Annotated in this window: 15 protein-coding genes; 13 read left to right on the top strand and 2 right to left on the bottom strand. The window is 63.2% G+C overall.

What is annotated here, in order from left to right; all coding sequences use genetic code 11:
- The first annotated feature begins 67 nt into the window (after window positions 1-67).
- From AB5Y50_RS03510 to AB5Y50_RS03495, 4 genes are all read left to right on the top strand, one after another.
- Window positions 68-1,030 carry an IS1595 family transposase gene (locus tag AB5Y50_RS03510; protein ID WP_039039924.1) on the top strand — a complete coding sequence of 321 codons (963 nt, stop codon included), beginning with the start codon at window positions 68-70 and terminating at the stop codon, window positions 1,028-1,030.
- Between the two features lie 233 nt (window positions 1,031-1,263).
- Window positions 1,264-2,361, top strand: coding sequence for a lipopolysaccharide heptosyltransferase II (gene waaF / locus AB5Y50_RS03505; protein ID WP_368162408.1), 1,098 nt, complete (start codon window positions 1,264-1,266; stop codon window positions 2,359-2,361).
- Between the two features lies 1 nt (window position 2,362).
- Window positions 2,363-3,631: a lipid IV(A) 3-deoxy-D-manno-octulosonic acid transferase gene (gene waaA / locus AB5Y50_RS03500; protein ID WP_069784592.1), complete on the top strand. Its 1,269-nt coding sequence runs from the start codon at window positions 2,363-2,365 to the stop codon at window positions 3,629-3,631.
- A gap of 111 nt (window positions 3,632-3,742) precedes the next feature.
- Window positions 3,743-4,621 (top strand): DMT family transporter, encoded by an 879-nt coding sequence (locus tag AB5Y50_RS03495; RefSeq protein WP_069784593.1) that lies wholly within the window; start codon window positions 3,743-3,745, stop codon window positions 4,619-4,621.
- A gap of 183 nt (window positions 4,622-4,804) precedes the next feature.
- On the opposite strand, the gene AB5Y50_RS03490 is transcribed toward AB5Y50_RS03495, so the two are convergent.
- Window positions 4,805-5,668 carry a YicC/YloC family endoribonuclease gene (locus AB5Y50_RS03490; RefSeq protein WP_069784594.1) on the bottom strand — a complete coding sequence of 288 codons (864 nt, stop codon included), beginning with the start codon at window positions 5,666-5,668 and terminating at the stop codon, window positions 4,805-4,807.
- A 146-nt stretch (window positions 5,669-5,814) separates the two neighbouring features.
- Here AB5Y50_RS03490 and rph point away from each other — a divergent pair, with 146 nt between their 5' ends.
- From rph to AB5Y50_RS03445, 9 genes are all read left to right on the top strand, one after another.
- Window positions 5,815-6,531 (top strand): ribonuclease PH, encoded by a 717-nt coding sequence (gene rph / locus AB5Y50_RS03485; RefSeq protein WP_024945517.1) that lies wholly within the window; start codon window positions 5,815-5,817, stop codon window positions 6,529-6,531.
- A gap of 341 nt (window positions 6,532-6,872) precedes the next feature.
- A complete protein-coding gene (pyrE, locus tag AB5Y50_RS03480) occupies window positions 6,873-7,526 on the top strand; it encodes an orotate phosphoribosyltransferase (RefSeq protein ID WP_010676102.1) in 654 nt (217 codons plus the stop codon).
- A 179-nt stretch (window positions 7,527-7,705) separates the two neighbouring features.
- The gene (locus AB5Y50_RS03475; protein WP_103243924.1) at window positions 7,706-10,135 is read left to right on the top strand and encodes a heavy metal translocating P-type ATPase; all 2,430 of its coding nucleotides are present in this window, start codon (window positions 7,706-7,708) and stop codon (window positions 10,133-10,135) included.
- Window positions 10,132-10,521, top strand: coding sequence for a Cu(I)-responsive transcriptional regulator (cueR, locus tag AB5Y50_RS03470; protein ID WP_010676100.1), 390 nt, complete (start codon window positions 10,132-10,134; stop codon window positions 10,519-10,521). Before AB5Y50_RS03475 ends, cueR begins: the two co-directional genes overlap by 4 nt.
- A 153-nt stretch (window positions 10,522-10,674) precedes the next feature.
- Window positions 10,675-11,829 (top strand): diguanylate cyclase, encoded by a 1,155-nt coding sequence (locus tag AB5Y50_RS03465; protein ID WP_043153375.1) that lies wholly within the window; start codon window positions 10,675-10,677, stop codon window positions 11,827-11,829.
- A 30-nt stretch (window positions 11,830-11,859) separates the two neighbouring features.
- A complete protein-coding gene (locus AB5Y50_RS03460) occupies window positions 11,860-12,123 on the top strand; it encodes a YihD family protein (protein ID WP_010676098.1) in 264 nt (87 codons plus the stop codon).
- A gap of 197 nt (window positions 12,124-12,320) precedes the next feature.
- Window positions 12,321-13,769 (top strand): cytochrome c oxidase accessory protein CcoG, encoded by a 1,449-nt coding sequence (gene ccoG, locus AB5Y50_RS03455; protein ID WP_010676097.1) that lies wholly within the window; start codon window positions 12,321-12,323, stop codon window positions 13,767-13,769.
- A gap of 74 nt (window positions 13,770-13,843) precedes the next feature.
- Window positions 13,844-14,833, top strand: coding sequence for a serine/threonine protein kinase (locus AB5Y50_RS03450; protein WP_042016426.1), 990 nt, complete (start codon window positions 13,844-13,846; stop codon window positions 14,831-14,833).
- Between the two features lie 209 nt (window positions 14,834-15,042).
- Window positions 15,043-15,651, top strand: coding sequence for a thiol:disulfide interchange protein DsbA/DsbL (locus AB5Y50_RS03445; protein ID WP_010676095.1), 609 nt, complete (start codon window positions 15,043-15,045; stop codon window positions 15,649-15,651).
- 74 nt (window positions 15,652-15,725) lie between these two features.
- Here AB5Y50_RS03445 and pncB read toward each other — a convergent pair whose 3' ends face one another.
- On the bottom strand, window positions 15,726-16,904 hold the full coding sequence (gene pncB, locus AB5Y50_RS03440) for a nicotinate phosphoribosyltransferase (RefSeq protein WP_010676094.1): 1,179 nt from the start codon (window positions 16,902-16,904) through the stop codon (window positions 15,726-15,728).

Here is a 16,904-nt window from a genome sequence, read left to right as displayed (position 1 = left end):
GGCGCTGTCCCAATTACATGTTGAAAGGCTAACCTTGAAGTAGGTCATCACCCTGAGGGCCTCCATCATGGATACCCAAGCCTTTCAACATCTACTGTCTCTCTTTCCACAGCTCACCATGCGCCAGCGTCGCCTCGCGCAACATGAACTCACTACCCCTCACCCAATCACCTCGCTGGCCGCTCAACTCCCCGCTTGTCGATGTTGCCCTCACTGTCAGGCCGAGGCTACGCAGTTGGCTCCCTGGGGTTGGAGTCGAGGGCTGCGTCGTTATCGCTGCAAGCAGTGTCTACGCACCAGTTCCGTTCTCACCAAGACGCCTCTGGCTCGACTTCGCAAGGCACAATGCTGGGAAGACTACGCCCAGGCCCTCATCGACGGTCTGACCGTCCGACAGGCTGCCGTCCGCTGCGGAGTCTGTAAAAACACCGCCTTCTTGTGGCGTCACCGCTTCCTGAAAGCCATGGCGAGTCACCAGGCGGCACGGGAAGGGGGTATCGTCGAGGTTGATGAGACCTTCTTCTTGGAGTCGTTTAAAGGGCAACGTGGTTTGCCCCGCCCGGCCCGCCACCGTGGGGGCAAAGGCCGTACCCGAGGCACAGGGCCGGATTACATCCCGGTGATGGTGGTTCAGGACCGGGCTGGTCACCATGCGGATTTTCAGTTGGAGAAAATGAATGCCGAGACGGTGATAGCTGTTTTGACACCCCTTGTCTCGTCAGATGCGGTGTTGTGTAGCGACGGCGCCGGGGTGTATGCCAGTTTCAGCAAAGCGCAGGGAGTGACCCATCAGGTCGTGCGCAATCGCCAAGGCGAGCGTGTGGTTGGCGCGTACCATATCCAGCATGTAAACGGATATCACCGTCGGTTGAAAGAGTGGATGGAGCGGTTCCATGGGGTAGCGACCCACTATCTGAGAAATTATCTGGGTTGGCGAAGGATGTTGGAGCGCTACGGGCGGGAAGTGAATGTGCCACGTTGCTTGCATGAGGCGCTGGGGCGCCCCATGCAACACGTAATTGGGACATAGCCTTTTGAATGCGGGGGAAGGGGGATCTCTGCTACCCGGCAGTCGGTGGCCCAGGGCACGCCGTGTCCGGGTCGAAGAGGGCCTCAGGAGGGATGCGTGGGGGAGCAGATCCTGCCAGGTAGGCGTTTTGCGGGAGCAGACGGGTATCTTCTGTTATTTCTTCGGCCTTTCTTGGGGCATAATCTCGCCCAGTAATGATCAACAGCCGGGCCAGTCCCGAGAGAAGACGCGCGATGAAGATATTGGTGATCGGCCCCTCCTGGGTCGGCGACATGGTGATGTCCCAGAGCCTCTACAAGGCGCTCAAGAGCAACCACCCGGGCAGCGAGCTCCATGTGATGGCGCCGGCCTGGTGCGTTGCGCTGCTGGAGCGCATGCCCGAGGTGGACAAGGCCATCCCCATGCCGCTTGGCCACGGTGACTTCAAGCTGGGGGCACGCCGCCGCCTTGGCAAGCAGCTGGCGGCCGAGAAGTACGATCAGGCTATCGTCCAGCCCAACTCCATGAAGTCGGCCCTCATCCCCTGGTTTGCCAGGATCCCGGTGCGCACCGGCTGGAAGGGGGAGCACCGCTTCGGTCTGCTCAACGATATGCGCAGCAACAAGCAGGCCTTCCCGCTGATGGTGGAAGGCTATGTGGCTCTGGCCTACCCCAAGGGGCAGATGAAGAGCCGGGACGACATTCCCGCTATTCCCCATCCCTCCCTGCACGTGGATCTCATCAACCAGGGCAAGGCGCTGGAGCGGCTCGGCCTGAATCGTGCCCGCCCTGTGCTGGTGCTCTGTCCGGGGGCCGAGTTCGGCCCGGCCAAACGCTGGCCGGAAGGGCACTACGCCGTGGTGGCGCAAAAGCACCTCGACGAGGGATGGCAGGTGTGGATCTTCGGTTCGGGCAAGGACGTGGACGTGGCCAACACCATCCGCGATCGGATCAACCCCCTGTCGCGCCCCAACTGCCACGTGCTGGCGGGCAAGACCAGCCTGCACGAGGCGATCGATCTGATGGCGCTGGCCGGTCGGGTCATTGCCAACGACTCGGGCCTGATGCACGTGGCGGCCGCCCTCAACCGGCCGCTGATCGGCGTGTACGGCTCCACCTCGCCCCTCTATACCCCACCGCTGGCGGACAGGGTCGAGATCGTCCACACCGACATCGAGTGCCGCCCCTGCTTCAAGCGCACCTGCAAGTTCGGCCACCTCAAGTGCCTGATCGAGCTGATGCCGGAACAGGTCATCGAGGCGGGAAATCGGCTGGAGCGTGGTGAAACGGCAGATCTGACCATAGTGCGGCAGCCGGTGGAATCCTCTGCTGCTGAACCAGGTAATAGCTAGCATGATCTACCGGTTGCTCTACAACCTGCTGATCCACCTGGGGTTGCCCCTGGCGCTGCTGGCGCTCTACAAGCCCAAAAAAGGCAAGCCCGGCTTCGGGGCGCGCTGGGCCGAGCATCTGGGACGATTGCCGCCGACCGGACAGGAGGCTCCCCTCTGGATCCATGCGGTGAGCGTGGGGGAGACCCTGGCCATCACCCCCTTCATCCGCGCCCTCAAGGCCGAGCGCCCCGAGCTGCCCATCCTGCTCACCACCACCACCCGCACCGGCGCCGAACAGGCGGCCAAGCTCGGGGAGCTGGTGGTGCACCGCTATGCGCCTCTCGACTATCCCTGGGCCGTCTCGGCGTTTCTGAGCACCGTCAAGCCCCGCGCCCTCTGGGTGATGGAGACCGAACTGTGGCCGAACTGGCTGGCGGCCTGCGAGGCACGGCACCTGCCAGTGACCATCCTCAATGCCCGCCTCTCGGAGCGATCCTGTCAGCGCTATGGTCGCTTCCAGGGCGCATTCGATGCCCTGAGCCGGCCGTTGACCCATCTGCTCTGTCAGCATCAGGATGACGCCGACCGCTTCGCCCGCCTCGGCATCGATCGTTCGCGGCTGGCGGTGACCGGCTCCATCAAGTTCGATATCCAGTTTGGTGACGAGGTGCAGGCCAAGGGGCGCGCCCTGCGCCAGCAGCTGGGCGCCGAGCGGCCGGTCTGGATCGCCGCCAGCACCCATCTGGGTGAGGACGAGCAGGTGCTGGCCGCCTTCGATCTGCTGCTCAAACGCCATCCCGACGCGCTGCTCATTCTGGTGCCACGCCACCCCGAGCGGTTCGACCGGGTGGCCGAACTGTGTGCCCCTTATGGCTGCGTGCGGCGCACCAGTCATGCCGCGGTTGGAGCACAGGATAAGGTCTATCTCGGCGATACCATGGGCGAGCTGCCGCTGATGCTGGCGGCGGCGGATCTCGCCTTTGTCGGTGGCAGCCTGGTGCCCGTGGGCGGTCACAACCTGCTGGAACCGGCGGCGCTGGGCAAACCCTGCCTGACCGGCCCCGTCTATTTCAACTTCAGCGACATCACCCGCCAGCTGGTGGCCCAGGGGGGCGCGGCCGTGGTGGCGGACGCCGAGGCGCTCGGCCACCGGGTGAGCACCCTGCTCGGCGATGCACCTGCTCGCCGCGAGATGGGGGAGCAGGCCCGCGCCGTGGTGCTGCGCAATCAGGGGGCGCTGGCGCGCACCCTCTCCCATTGCCTCGCCAGCCTGGAAAGTGACGACTGAGGCGGGGCGGCGTGGTGGCCGCCCCGCCAGCATGTCTGCCAAACCCCGGGAGACAATCCGCGCCTCTTTCCTTTATGCTCTGCCCTTTGCCCCTGACCCTGTGATGCTCCGATGAACCGCGCTCCCCTGCTGTTGATGATACTGGTCACCCTGCTGGCCGCCGCTGGCTGGCTCTTCTCGAAAGAGGCGATTCGCGAACTGCCCACCGCCGCCTTTATCGGCAGCCGCTTCCTGCTGGCCGCCCTGCTGCTGTTGCCGCTCGCCTGGTTGCGCGAGCCGCCCCCCAGTGGCTCACAACTGCTGCGCGCCGCCGGGTGCGGCACCTTGCTCGGGGCCAGCCTGCTGTTCTGGGTTACCGCCATCAGCCAGAGCGATGCGCTCGGCAGTGGCGCCTTCATCATGAGCGTGGCCACCCTGATGGCGCCGCTTGCCGCCTGGGCCGCCTTCAAGGCCAGACCCGGCCGTCACTACTGGCTGACTCTGCCCGTGGCCGTCGCGGGTCTGCTGCTGCTCTCCAGCAGCACCCACTGGGGCGTGTCGCTCTCCCTGTTCTGGTTTCTGGCGGCGGCCGCCACTCTGGGGGTCCAGCTCGCGGTGCACCGCCACTTCGCCCAGTCCATCCCTCCTACCTGGCTCACCTGCATCCAGTTGGCGGTGACCGGACTGCTCGGCACCCTGCTCTCCCTGCTGACCGAGCAGTGGCCCGCCAGCATCGGCACTGGTATCTGGGGCTGGTTTGCGGCCAGCGTCCTGATCGCCACCACATTGCGCTACTGGCTGCTCACCCGCGCCCTGAGCCGGATGACCACGGCCCACGCCGCCCTGCTGATGCTGCTCGAACCGGTCTGGACTCTTATCCTGAGCACCCTCTTCTATGACGAACCCCTGGGCCCCGCCAAGCTGGCCGGCGCCGGCCTGGTGCTGGGCGCCCTGGTGCTCTACCAGCTTCCCCTGCTGCTGCGCAGCCGAAGGCTGAAGTCACCGGTCTAGCCTGCGCGGGTGGGGGATGCATAGAAAAGAAGGAGAGGGTCTGCATGGCAGACCCTCTTTGCGTGATGGTACATGTCGGGCTCCCTTTGCTCGGGGTTGCCATCAGTCAGGCGGCTGAGCGCTGCGGGAAACGAACATAAAAAAGCCCCCGGGTGGCGGGGGCTGGTGCATCGATGAGGGAGATCACTCGATGTTCTGGATCTGCTCGCGCATCTGCTCGATGAGCACCTTCAGCTCGACGGCGGACTGGGTCACCTCGGCGTTGATCGACTTGGAACCGAGGGTGTTCGACTCGCGGTTGAACTCCTGCATCATGAAGTCGAGACGACGGCCACAGGCGCCACCCTTCTTCATGATCTTGTTGGTTTCGCTGATGTGCATCTCCAGGCGATCCAGCTCTTCGGCCACGTCGATCTTCTGGGCCAGCAGCACGATCTCCTGCTCGATGCGGGCCGGGTCCAGCTCCACCTTGGCTTCGGCCAGCCGGTCGGTGAGCTTCTGGCGCTGCCACTCGATGATCTGCGGCAGGTGCTCGCGCACCTTCTTCACTTCTACCTGGATGCCGGCCAGACGCTGTTCGATCAGCGCCTTGAGGTTGGCCCCTTCGCTGGCGCGGGAGGCGAGGAAATCTTCCATGGTCAGGTCAAATCCGCCGAGCAGCTCGGTGGCGACCACGTCCATGTCCTGCTCGGCGGCGGCCATGACCCCCGGCCAGCGCAGCACATCGACCGGGTTGAGCTGGCCCTGGCCCGCCTCTTTCATTACCCAGTTGGCGCTGTCGATGATCAGCTTGGCCAGCTCTTCATTAATATGGAGCTGGCTGGCGGCGGCTTGCGCGGCCTCGAAGCGCAGGTTGCACTCCACCTTGCCGCGCTGCAGCTTGGCGCGGAAGCGCTCACGCAGAACCGGCTCCAGGCTGCGCAGTTGTTCCGGCAGGCGAATGTAGGTCTCCAGATAGCGCTGGTTGACCGAACGAATTTCCCAAACGGCTGTGCCCCAGTCGCCCTTGAGTTCCTTGCGGGCGTAGGCGGTCATGCTGTGAATCATTGATTGTTCCGGGCTTGATGAAGTGTGGGGCCAGTATACTCAGCCAGGCCTGCTCCGTCAGCCGACGAGGTGGTTTTAGCGGCTGATATTTGAGTAGCGATCGCTTATACTCCTGCGCCAATTCAGCCAGCCCAGAGGTCCGTCCCATGTCACGTCCCAGCGATCGCACTGCCGCGCAGCTTCGTCCGGTCACCATTACCCGCCACTTCACCAAGCATGCTGAAGGGTCCGTGCTGGTGGAATTCGGCAACACCCGCGTGCTCTGCACCGCCAGCGTTGACACCAGCGTGCCTCGCTTCCTGAAAGGGAAGAACCAGGGCTGGGTGACTGCCGAATACGGCATGCTGCCGCGCTCCACCCACTCCCGGATGAACCGCGAAGCGGCCTCCGGCAAGCAGAGTGGCCGCACTCTGGAGATCTCCCGGCTGATCGCCCGCTCCCTGCGCGCCGCAGTAGACCTGACCGCGCTGGGTGAGCACTCCATTACCGTTGACTGCGACGTGCTGCAGGCCGACGGTGGCACCCGCACCGCCGCCATCACCGGTGCCTGCGTGGCGCTGGTGGATGCGCTGAACTGGATGGTCGAGAAAGGCATGCTCAAGCAGAGCCCGCTCAAGCAGATGATCGCTGCCGTCTCCGTCGGTATGTATGAAGGGGAAGCCATCTGCGATCTGGAGTACATCGAAGACTCCGCCGCCGAGACCGACATGAACGTGGTGATGACCGAAGATGGTCGCATCATCGAGGTGCAGGGTACCGCGGAGGCCGAACCCTTCACCCACGAGGAGCTGCTGGAGATGCTGGCGCTCGCCAAGGGCGGCATCGCCGACATCATTGCGCTGCAGAAGCAGTCACTTTCCTGATACCAGGACCTGTTGATGTTTCGGCACAAGTCGCGTTGCAGTGTCCAAGGATGCCAGGCTAGGCGCAGGATGCCGCCAATGGTTATTCCCTTGGCAAGTCCTGCAACAACGCATGGCATCCTTTGCCACGCAACCCGTAGGGACGGGTCTGTTTTTGTGCATAACGTCGTTATTCGATGCCTCGTTTGGATTACCAAACTTCGCATCTCATGCCTAGTTCTGCGCAAAAACCGACTCCGTCGCGGCTGTGACGAAGCGTCAACAGATCCTGCAAACGCGGCATTGACCGCGTTTTTTTATACCCCCACACAAGTAAACGACAAGCCAAGCAAGGAGCCAGAATGAAAGCCTACCAGCGTCAATTTATCGAGTTCGCCCTGGAGAAGCAGGTCCTCAAATTCGGTGAATTTACCCTGAAATCCGGTCGTAAAAGCCCCTACTTCTTCAACGCCGGTCTGTTCAACAGCGGCCGCGATCTGGCCCGTCTCGGCCGCTTCTATGCCGCCGCCCTGATGGATGCCGGCATTGAGTTCGACGTGCTGTTTGGCCCGGCCTACAAGGGGATCCCCATCGCCTCCGCCACCGCCGTGCAGCTGGTGGAGCAGCACGACGTGGACGTGCCCTGGTGCTTCAACCGCAAGGAGGCCAAGGATCATGGCGAGGGTGGCAATCTGGTGGGCAGCCCGCTCAAGGGGCGGATCATGCTGGTGGACGATGTCATCACTGCCGGCACCGCCATCCGCGAATCCATGGATCTGATCCAGGCCAACGGCGCCTCCCTGGCTGGCGTGCTGATCGCGCTGGACCGTCAGGAGAAGGGCAAGGGCGAGCTCTCCGCCATTCAGGAGGTGGAGCGTGACTACGGCGCTCACATCATCGCCATCATCCAGATGAGCGACTTGATCCAGTATCTGGAAGAGAAGCAGGCCGAACAGCCGGAGCTGGCGGCGCAACTGGCCGCCATGAAGGCTTACCGCGCCCAGTACGGTATCTGAGTCGCCGCGCATACCGCGCAATAGTTGAAGGCGGCGCCCGTTTGTTCTCTGGCAGCAAACGGGCGCCGTTTTTTCATCTGCAAAAAGTGGATCATGTGGCTTGAGCTTACCCTTACAGTAAAGGTTAGGGTTTGCCAGTCGGCGTTTTGTGGTGCCGACGGGTTCCTGGGAGGAACAACATGATCACTCATCTTCAATCACCCATTCATCTGCAGTTGCCGCTCAGCGGCATGAGCTGCGCCAATTGCGCCGGCCGCATCACGACCGCCCTCAACAAGCTCGATGGGGTATCGGCCACCGTCAACTTCGCACTGGAGCAAGCCGCCATCGAGCTGGCCAGCTCTGACCGTTTGCCGGCGGTGCTGGAGAGCATCAAGGCGCAGGGTTACGACTACGGCAGTGAGACCATATTGTTTCAAATCACCGGTATGACCTGTGCCGGTTGCTCGGCCCGCCTGCACAAGATGCTGGCGGCGCTGCCCGGCGTCATCTCCGCCGACGTCAACTTCTCCATCGAGCAGGCCCGGATTGTGCTGGTACCCGGGATGCAGACGCCCGCGGCCCTGCGCGAGCAGATCGAGGCCCTCGGCTTTGGCGCCCAACTGGCGCAAGGCTCGGCCAGCGGCCGCCGCCAGCAGTTGCTGGAGCGGGAAGCGCAGGAGGCCGCCAGCGCCCGTCAGGCGCAAACCCGGGTCATCGTCTCGGCTTTGCTTACCCTGCCGCTGCTGGCGGGGATGCTGGCCATGGCCGGGTTGTTCCCCTGGCATCTGCCCGCCTGGCTGGAGCTGCTGCTCGCCACCCCTGTGCAGTTCTGGATTGGGGCCCGCTTCTATCGCGGCGCCTGGCTCGCCATCAAGAACCGCTCCGCCAACATGGATGTGCTGGTGGCGACCGGTACCAGTGCGGCCTACTTCTACAGCCTCTATCTGCTGCTTAATCTGGGGGTGGCCGCCAGTGGCCAACTCTACTTCGAGGCGAGTGCCATCATCATTACCCTGATTTCCCTCGGAAAACTGCTGGAAGCGCGAGCCAGACGCAGCACCCAGTCCGCCATTCGCGAGTTGATGGCGCTGCGGCCGGAAACCGCCACCGTCTGGCGCGGCGAGCGCTGGCAGAGCGTCGCCATCGACGAGGTGCTGCGCGGCGACAGGCTGCGGGTGCTGGTGGGGGAACGGGTACCGGTGGACGGCAGAATCGTGAGCGGTGAGAGTGAGCTGGACGAGTCGATCCTCACCGGCGAGAGCCTGCCGGTGCCGCGCGGTGAGGGCGACAAGGTGCTGGGCGGTGCCATCAACCGCTCCGGCGTGCTGGAAATTGAAGCCACTACGGTGGGGGAGGACTCCAGCCTCAGCAAGATCATCGCCCTGGTGGAGAGTGCCCAGATGGGCAAGGCGCCGCTGCAACAGCTGGTGGACAAGGTCTCTGCCGTGTTCGTGCCGGTGGTGATGGCCATCGCCCTGTTCACCCTGCTGGTGTGGTACGCCATCAGTAACGACTTCGGTCAGGCGCTGCTGGCGGCGGTGGCCGTGCTGGTCATCGCCTGTCCCTGTGCGCTGGGGCTGGCGACGCCGGCGGCCATCGTCACCGGTACCGGGGTGGCGGCGCGCCACGGCATTCTGATCAAGGATGTCGATACCCTGCAAAAGGCCCACGCCATCAAGGCGCTCATCTTCGACAAGACCGGCACCTTGACCCAGGGCCGGCCGGTGCTGGCGAGCTGGAGCGGCAACGACGAGCAACTGCGCCTCGCTGCCGCTCTGCAGCAGGCGAGCGAACACCCGCTGGCGCTGGCCATGCGCGAGGCGGTCGACAAGGAGGCGATGCTGCCCCAGCCCGACGCGGTGGAGGTGCGGGTCGGTGCCGGTATTGTCGGTCAGGTGGCGGGCCATAGGGTCGCCATCGGCAATGGCTCTTTGCTGGCCCAGCTCGACATTGCAGTGCCACAACAGGGTGAACAAGCCGCCGACGGCGCGACCCGGGTCTGGGTGGCCATCGACGGTGTGGTGGCTGGCATTGCGGCGCTGGCCGATACCCTGCGCCCCGAGAGCCCGGATGCCATCGCCACCCTGCGTCAGCGCGGCATCGCCAGCTGGCTGGTGAGCGGTGATGCGGCGGCGCCGGTGGCCCATATCGCCGCCAAGCTGGGGCTGGACGGGGCCTTTGACTCCGTGCTGCCAGCCGGCAAGGTGGAAAAAGTCGAGGCGCTGCGGGCGCAAACCAGCGGGCTGGTCGCCATGGTGGGAGACGGGGTAAACGACGCCCCGGCGCTGGCGGCGGCGGATGTGGGTATCGCCATGGGCTCCGGCTCCGACGTGGCGATGGAGACCGCCTCCATCACCCTCATGCGATCCGACCCGCGGCTGGTGGCCGATGCCATCGACATCTCGGCGGCCACCTGGCGCACCATCCAGCAGAACCTGTTCTGGGCCTTCGTGTTCAACATCATCGGCATTCCGCTGGCGGCACTGGGTTACCTCAGCCCCGAGCTGGCGGGGGCGGCCATGGCCTTGAGCAGCATCACCGTCTTGAGCAATTCCCTGTTATTGAAGCGCTGGCAGCCCCGGGCGGGCAGCCTGCGTGCATCTGAATCCCAAAGGAGTCATTCATGAACATCAGCAAGGTCGCCAAGGCCACCGGCCTGACCGCCAAGACCATCCGCTACTACGAGAGCATCGGCCTCATCTCGTCGCCTGTGCGCAGCGACAACGGGTATCGCAGTTATACGGATGCCTCCCTGCGGGAGCTGCGCTTCGTCAAGCGGGCGCGGGAGACCGGCTTCAATCTGGAGGAGTGTCAGGAGCTGCTGGCGCTCTATCGGGACGAGCACAGAACCAGTGCCCAGGTGAAGAAGCTGGCCCAGGAGAAAATCGTCGATCTGCGCTCCCGCATCGCCGGTTTGCAAGCCATGCTCAGCGCCCTCGAGGAGGTGGTGAGCTGCTGTCACGGAGATGCGAATCCCCAGTGCCCCATCCTCGACGAGCTGGAGAAAGGGTGAGGGAGGGCTGCGCCATTCGACCCTGCAGAAAAGGGTCTGTCGGGGCCTGTACGGGAGAGGACGCGCTGAGTGGCAGCTTAATAGCGGTCGATTGATTGTTGAGCAGGAAAGGGGAGTGTTAAACTGTGCGGCTCTTGTACAGGGAGTACCCAGTTGACACAGAGTGTGAAATATCAGGTGCGGCGGGCCATCATGGTCCAGCTCTATACCCACGCCTCCTTCAGCCTGCCTTGCCTGGGGCTGCTGGCGATCAGCTGGAGCCTGCTGTTCCACGATTACCTGCCGGCCAGCGAGTCGCTGGGCTGGCTCGGTCTGGTCCTGCTGCTGTTGCTGGGGCGCTGGTGGCATCTGCGCTGGCGCCAGCCCAGGCTGGCGGAGCTTCCGCTGCCGGTGCTCGAGCGCGAGCTCTTTGTCGGGGTGACCATCACCTCCATCATCTGGGCACTGGGCGTGCTGCTCTATATGGACAAGCTGCCCGACACCTATCGTGCCGCCATGATGATGCTCTCCAGCCTGATCCTGACCGGCAGCGCCATCATGCTGTTCGGCAGCCGTCGTACCCTCTATGGGGCCGTGCTGCCCCTCGGGTTTGCCATGTTGTTCGAGCTCAGTGGCGGCAACACCCAGGAGCGTATCGTCTCCTGCATGCTGGCGGGGTATCTGTTCGTCTTTCTGCCCACCCTGCTGCGGCGCCTGCGGCGGGATCAGGTGGCCTCTCTCTACCACAGTTTTTCCAATGCGGATCTGGTGGCCGAGCTGAAGGCGGTCTCCGAGCACCTCAAGCTCACGTCCCGCCTCGACGGTCTGACCGGCATCGCCAACCGGGCCCACCTCGACGACTCCCTGGCGCGCGCCTGGCGTCGCTGCCACCGTGCCAGGGCGCCTCTTTCTCTGGTGCTGGTGGATGTGGACTACTTCAAGCAGTTCAATGATCACTATGGTCACCAGGTGGGGGACCAGTGCCTGCAACAGGTGGCGAGCCTGCTGGCCGAAGTGCTGCGGCGGGAAGACGATCTCGCTGCCCGTTACGGCGGAGAGGAGTTCGCCCTGCTGCTGCCCTGCACCACCTTGCAGGGGGCCATGCAGATCGCCGAGCAGGTGCGTACCTCGTTGCGAGCTCTCGGCATTCCCCACCACAAATCCCGGGTCTCGGGGCGGGTCAGTTGCAGCTTCGGGGTGGCGACCCTGGTGCCGGATCAGCATCACTCCATTGCCGAGCTCATCCAGAAAGCGGATGCGGCGCTCTATCAGGCCAAGCATAATGGCCGGGATCGTATCGAAGTAGCCTTGATGGGTAAGGTTGCCTGAGTTTCACAAGACAGATTAAAGAGGTCGTCTATGCAATGTCATCGTATCGAAGAGCTGCTGGAACTGCTGCAGCCTGCCTGGATCAAGGAGCAGGATCTCAGCCTGGTGCAGTTTGTTGCCAAACTGGCCGAGGAGGCGGGATTTGACGGTCCCCTGTCCGCACTGACCGACGACATGCTGATCTACCACCTCAAGATGCGGGAATCCGACAAGCAGGCGATGATCCCGGGGCTGGCCAAGGATCACGTGCCCGACTTCAAGGAGGCCCTGCTCAAGGCACGCGGCATCAAGTAATCCGGCCGTCACATCGCCATCAGAGAAAGGTTTCAAGAGAATCTGTGAAAAGGCGCATAGTCAACTGGCTATGGGCCTTTTTTGTTGCCTTAAATTGCGACGGGACTCGAACTATAGATACATTTAACCCACACAATTAGCAGGTTGTTTAAGATATAATCGCTTTCATAACAATATGAGTGGAGCGATGTGTTGCAATGGCCGACAAGGACAAGATCGACATCAAGGATGTGACCGGTGACGTCACCGGGACCTTCAATCCCAACACCTTCAAGGCGGGAGATGACAGGTTCAACCCCGGCAACCGCATCTATGTCCGCTCCCAGACCGGCTACTGGCAGCGGGTGCGCAAGGCCATGGGCTGGTTCTTCGTCGCGCTCTTTGTCCTCCTGCCCTGGCTGCGTTATGACGGCCGTCAGGCGGTGCTGTTCGATCTGGAGCACCAGCAGTTCCACATCTTCGGTGCCACCATCTGGCCGCAGGATCTCACCCTGCTGGCCTGGGTCTTCATGATCGCGGCCTTCGCCCTCTTCTTCGTGACCACCTTCCTGGGCCGGGTCTGGTGCGGCTATCTCTGTCCCCAGACGGTGTGGACCTTCCTGTTCATCTGGTTCGAGGAGAAACTGGAAGGGGCCGCCAACAAGCGTCGCAAGCTGGATGCGGCGCCCTGGAGCGGCGAGAAGCTGGCCCGGAAGGGCGCCAAGCACCTGGCCTGGATCCTGCTGTCGCTGGGCACGGGGCTGACCTTCGTCGCCTACTTCCAGGATGTCTTCCACCTGGTGCCCGATTTCTTCACCCTGCAGGCGGGAGGCTGGGTCATCTTCTGGGTGCTGTTCTTTGCCGCCTGCACCTATGGCAACGCCGGCTGGATGCGCGCCATCATGTGTATCCACATGTGCCCCTATGCCCGCTTCCAGTCCGCCATGTTCGACAAGGACACCTACATCGTCGGCTATGACAGCCAGCGTGGCGAGACCCGCGGCGCCCGTGGTCGCAAGGCCGATCCCAAGGCCCTGGGGCTGGGGGACTGCATCGACTGCGACCTCTGCGTGCAGGTCTGCCCGACCGGCATCGACATCCGTGACGGTCTGCAGTACGAGTGCATCAACTGCGGCGCCTGTGTCGACGCCTGCGATCAGACCATGGAGCGGATGGGGTATCCGAAAGGGCTCATCAGTTACACCACCGAGCACAAGCTGGCCCACAGTGAAACCCAGGTGGCGCGGCCCAAGCTGATTGGCTATGGCCTGGTGATGGTCGTCATGCTGGGGGTCTTCGTCTATAACGCCATGTCCATCATGCCCATGGGGCTCGATATCCTGCGGGATCGCAACCAGCTGTTCCGGGAAAACAGTGAAGGGCTCATCGAGAACACCTATACCCTGAAGATCCTCAACAAGACCCTGAACTCCCAGACCTACCGGCTGGACGTGGAAGGGCTGCCGGAGTACCAGTGGTTCGGACCCCGCGAGGTGACCCTGAAGGCGGGCGAGATCTATACCCTGCCGGTGAGTCTGGCGGTGGATCCCTTCAACCTGAAGCGCCCCACTCTGGACGTCCAGTTCGTGCTCAAGCGGGAAGGCGCGGCGCCGGATGACAGCAAGGGGACCTTGCGCCAACCGAGCAAGTTTATCAGCAGGTTGTGACGGCAAGGCGCACCGCCATGCACGGCAACGGCAGACAGTGGTGATAGAATGGGGCGCAACAGCGCCCCTTTTCTATGGTGGATGACATGCGTTTCAACTATTCCGACCTCAATCCCGATCTCATCATGGATGCCATCGATCTCAGCGGCTTGCGCATCGACTCCGGCCTTATCGAGCTCAACAGTTACGAGAACCGCGTCTATCAGTTCCAGGATGAGGATCGCCGTCGCTACGTGGTGAAGTTCTACCGCCCCGGTCGCTGGAGCCGGGCCCAGATCCTGGAAGAGCACGCGTTTGCCGCTCGCCTCTGTGAAACTGAGATCCCGGTCGCCGCTCCCATTGCCTTTGCCGGCGAGACCCTGCTGGAGCATCAGGGCTACCCGTTTGCCATCTGGCAGAGCGTCGGGGGGCGTCAGTTCGAGGTGGACAACCTGGACCAGCTGGAGTGGGTGGGGCGTTACCTCGGTCGCATCCACAGCGTCGGTGCCAGCCATGCCTTTCATCACCGGGTTCCGCTGGATGTGGAGAGCATGCTGCACGAGCCGCGTCAGTTGCTGGCGGCAGGCGAGTGGTTGCCGAGCGGGCTGGCCAAGTCCTTCTTCGGGGTGCTGGACGAGCTGATCCGGCACGTATGCGACGCCATGACCCTGGATGTGGCGCGCATCTCCCTGCATGGGGACTGCCACCCGGGCAACATTCTGTGGCGTGACGGCCCCCTGTTTGTCGACCTCGACGATTGCCGCACCGGCCCCGCCATCCAGGATCTCTGGATGATGCTGAACGGGGAGCGTCATGAGCAGCAGATCCAGCTCGATACCCTGCTGGCGGGGTATGAGGAGTTCATGGAGTTCGACCCGCGGGAGCTGGCGCTCATCGAGCCGCTGCGCGCCATGCGCATCGTCCACTACATGGCCTGGCTGGCAAGACGCTGGGAAGATCCCGCCTTCCCCCGCCACTTCTCCTGGTTCAACACCGAACACTACTGGCGCCAGCAGATTGCGACCCTGCATGATCAGCTCGAGGCATTGAAGGCCCCGCCGCTCAGCCTGATGCCGCAGTGGTAGGGGCGTGAACCCGGCAGATCGCCACGCCACGGGGCGTCCGTTGGTGGTGTCGCCCGCACCATTGCCACAGCGGCAAGGTGCCCGTGGGAGGCGGGATGGCGGTCCCGCCTGTCTGCCTTTGCCATTGACGGCACGAGGGTGAGGCAATAGGCTTGGACTGCTTCGGTTCGCCGGGCGTGCCTCACAGTGATCCCTTAACAGGAAACGTCATGAAAAAAGTACTATTTTTCCTCGCTGCCATGCTGATGATCCCCATGGTTCACGCCGCCCCGCAATTCAAGGAAGGTGTCAACTATGACGTGGTCAGCCAGACCGGCAGCGCCCAGCCGGAAGTGATGGAGTTCTTCTCCTATTTCTGCCCGCACTGCGCCAAGTTCGAGCCGATTGCCGAGGATCTGAAGAAGAGCCTGCCGGAAGGCGTGCCGATGAAGAAGAACCCGGTGGCCTTCCTGGGCCGTGAAATGGGCCCCGAGATGCAGCGTGCCTACGCCGTCGCCAATCTGCTGAACGTGGAAGGCAAGCTGACCCCGGCTATCTTCGACAAGATCCACACCCAGCGCCAGATCCCCCAGAGCCGCGCCGACGTGAAGCAGGTCTTCGTGGACAATGGCGTGCCGGCCGAGGAGTTCGACGGTGCCGTCGACAGCTTCGCCGTCTCCGGCATGGTCTCCCAGTTCGATCGCAACACCGAGAGCTACAATGTGCGCGGTGTGCCGGCCTTCCTGGTCAACGGCAAGTACATGGTGAAGATTGAATCCATCACTTCCCAGGAGCAGTTCAACCAGCTGGTGAAATTCCTGCTGGCCAAGAAGGACTGATCATTCCTGAGTCGATACCAAAGCCCGCCGGTGCAAACCGGCGGGCTTTTTGTTTGGCGTCTCACGGGCCTGACTCAGACCCCGACGTGGAAGGCCTGCTTGAGGTTGCGAATGAAGTCCGCATCCCGGCAGAGGGTCTTGCCCGGGCTGTCGGATATCTTGGCGACCGGGCCGCCGTTGCACTCCATCAGCTTGAACACGATGTTCATCGGGCTGACGCCGGGCAGATCGCAGGTGAGCTTGGTGCCGATGCCGAAGCTGGTGTTGATGCGGCCGCGGAAGTGGCGCAGCAGCTCGACGGCCTTGTCGAGGTTGAGCCCGTCGGAGAAGACCAACGTCTTCTCGGCAGGGTCGATGCCGAGCCGCTGATAGTGGCTGATGGCTTTCTCGCCCCACACCACGGGATCACCGGAGTCGTGGCGCAGCCCCTGGTAGCGGCTCGCCAGCTCGAAGTCGAAGTCACGCAGGAAAGCATCCATGGTGATGCAGTCGGTGAGCGCGATACCGAGGTGGTTGGTGAATTCGTCCAGCCAGCTGGTGAGGGCGGCGCGCTGGCTGAGCTCCAGCGGGAAGCCGAGCTGCTGGTGGGCCTGGAACCACTCGTGGGCCTGGGTGCCCACCGCGGGCAACCGGTACTTCTGGGCCAGCAGGTAGTTGCTGGTGCCGCGAAACGCCGGCAGCCGCTCCTTGAGGCGACCCACCACGGCGTCTTGTACCGCGAGGGAGAAGCGGCGACGGGTGCCGAAGTCGATGAGGTTGAACTCGCTCATCTCCTCCCGGCTCAGCTCCCGTTCCAGCTTGTCGATCTTCTGATCGAGCCGCTCCAGTGCCTGGCTGACGCCGAACTGGGGATAGCGGAAGCGGTTACGCATCTCGCTGATGATGGCGAGCACCGGGATCTCCCACAGGATCACGTCCTGCCAGGGGCCTTCGACCCGCACATTGATGCGGCCATCCTGCTCGAACACCTTGAGCAGGGAGGCGTCCAGCGGCTTGCGGCGCAGGTGATCCAGGTAGTCGGGCGTGAAGAAGGGGCGTTCGGCCAGAAAGTCGAGTTCGGACCGGGTCAGGCGCAGGGAGCCGGCGAGGCGCAGTTGTTCCTCGATCTGGCCCATCATGGGCAGCAGGTCTTCTTCGTTGCGGCTGTGGAACTCGGCGACGACGTCGGCATCCGGATAGCGATGGAACACCGCCTGCTGCATGTGCAGCTTGTAGGCATCGGTGTCGAGCAGGCTGTGGAGGATGGGAGGCAT

The organism is Aeromonas sp. s6 (assembly GCF_040907815.1).
Taxonomy (GTDB): domain Bacteria; phylum Pseudomonadota; class Gammaproteobacteria; order Enterobacterales; family Aeromonadaceae; genus Aeromonas; species Aeromonas caviae.
The sequence above is the reverse complement of the archived record's forward strand: the minus strand, read 5'-3'. Positions and strand labels throughout refer to the sequence as shown.

Excerpts from the sequence above, each read along its gene's own strand:
- AB5Y50_RS03475 (WP_103243924.1), top strand. The coding sequence starts at position 7,706 with ATGATCACTCATCTTCAATCACCCATTCATCTGCAGTTGCCGCTCAGC.
- AB5Y50_RS03490 (WP_069784594.1), bottom strand. The coding sequence starts at position 5,668 with ATGATTCACAGCATGACCGCCTACGCCCGCAAGGAACTCAAGGGCGAC.
- pyrE (WP_010676102.1), top strand. The coding sequence starts at position 6,873 with ATGAAAGCCTACCAGCGTCAATTTATCGAGTTCGCCCTGGAGAAGCAG.
- AB5Y50_RS03450 (WP_042016426.1), top strand. The coding sequence starts at position 13,844 with ATGGTGGATGACATGCGTTTCAACTATTCCGACCTCAATCCCGATCTC.
- waaF (WP_368162408.1), top strand. The coding sequence starts at position 1,264 with ATGAAGATATTGGTGATCGGCCCCTCCTGGGTCGGCGACATGGTGATG.
- cueR (WP_010676100.1), top strand. The coding sequence starts at position 10,132 with ATGAACATCAGCAAGGTCGCCAAGGCCACCGGCCTGACCGCCAAGACC.
- pncB (WP_010676094.1), bottom strand. The coding sequence starts at position 16,904 with ATGCCTCCCATCCTCCACAGCCTGCTCGACACCGATGCCTACAAGCTG.
- rph (WP_024945517.1), top strand. The coding sequence starts at position 5,815 with ATGTCACGTCCCAGCGATCGCACTGCCGCGCAGCTTCGTCCGGTCACC.
- AB5Y50_RS03460 (WP_010676098.1), top strand. The coding sequence starts at position 11,860 with ATGCAATGTCATCGTATCGAAGAGCTGCTGGAACTGCTGCAGCCTGCC.
- AB5Y50_RS03495 (WP_069784593.1), top strand. The coding sequence starts at position 3,743 with ATGAACCGCGCTCCCCTGCTGTTGATGATACTGGTCACCCTGCTGGCC.
- AB5Y50_RS03445 (WP_010676095.1), top strand. The coding sequence starts at position 15,043 with ATGAAAAAAGTACTATTTTTCCTCGCTGCCATGCTGATGATCCCCATG.
- waaA (WP_069784592.1), top strand. The coding sequence starts at position 2,363 with ATGATCTACCGGTTGCTCTACAACCTGCTGATCCACCTGGGGTTGCCC.
- ccoG (WP_010676097.1), top strand. The coding sequence starts at position 12,321 with ATGGCCGACAAGGACAAGATCGACATCAAGGATGTGACCGGTGACGTC.
- AB5Y50_RS03510 (WP_039039924.1), top strand. The coding sequence starts at position 68 with ATGGATACCCAAGCCTTTCAACATCTACTGTCTCTCTTTCCACAGCTC.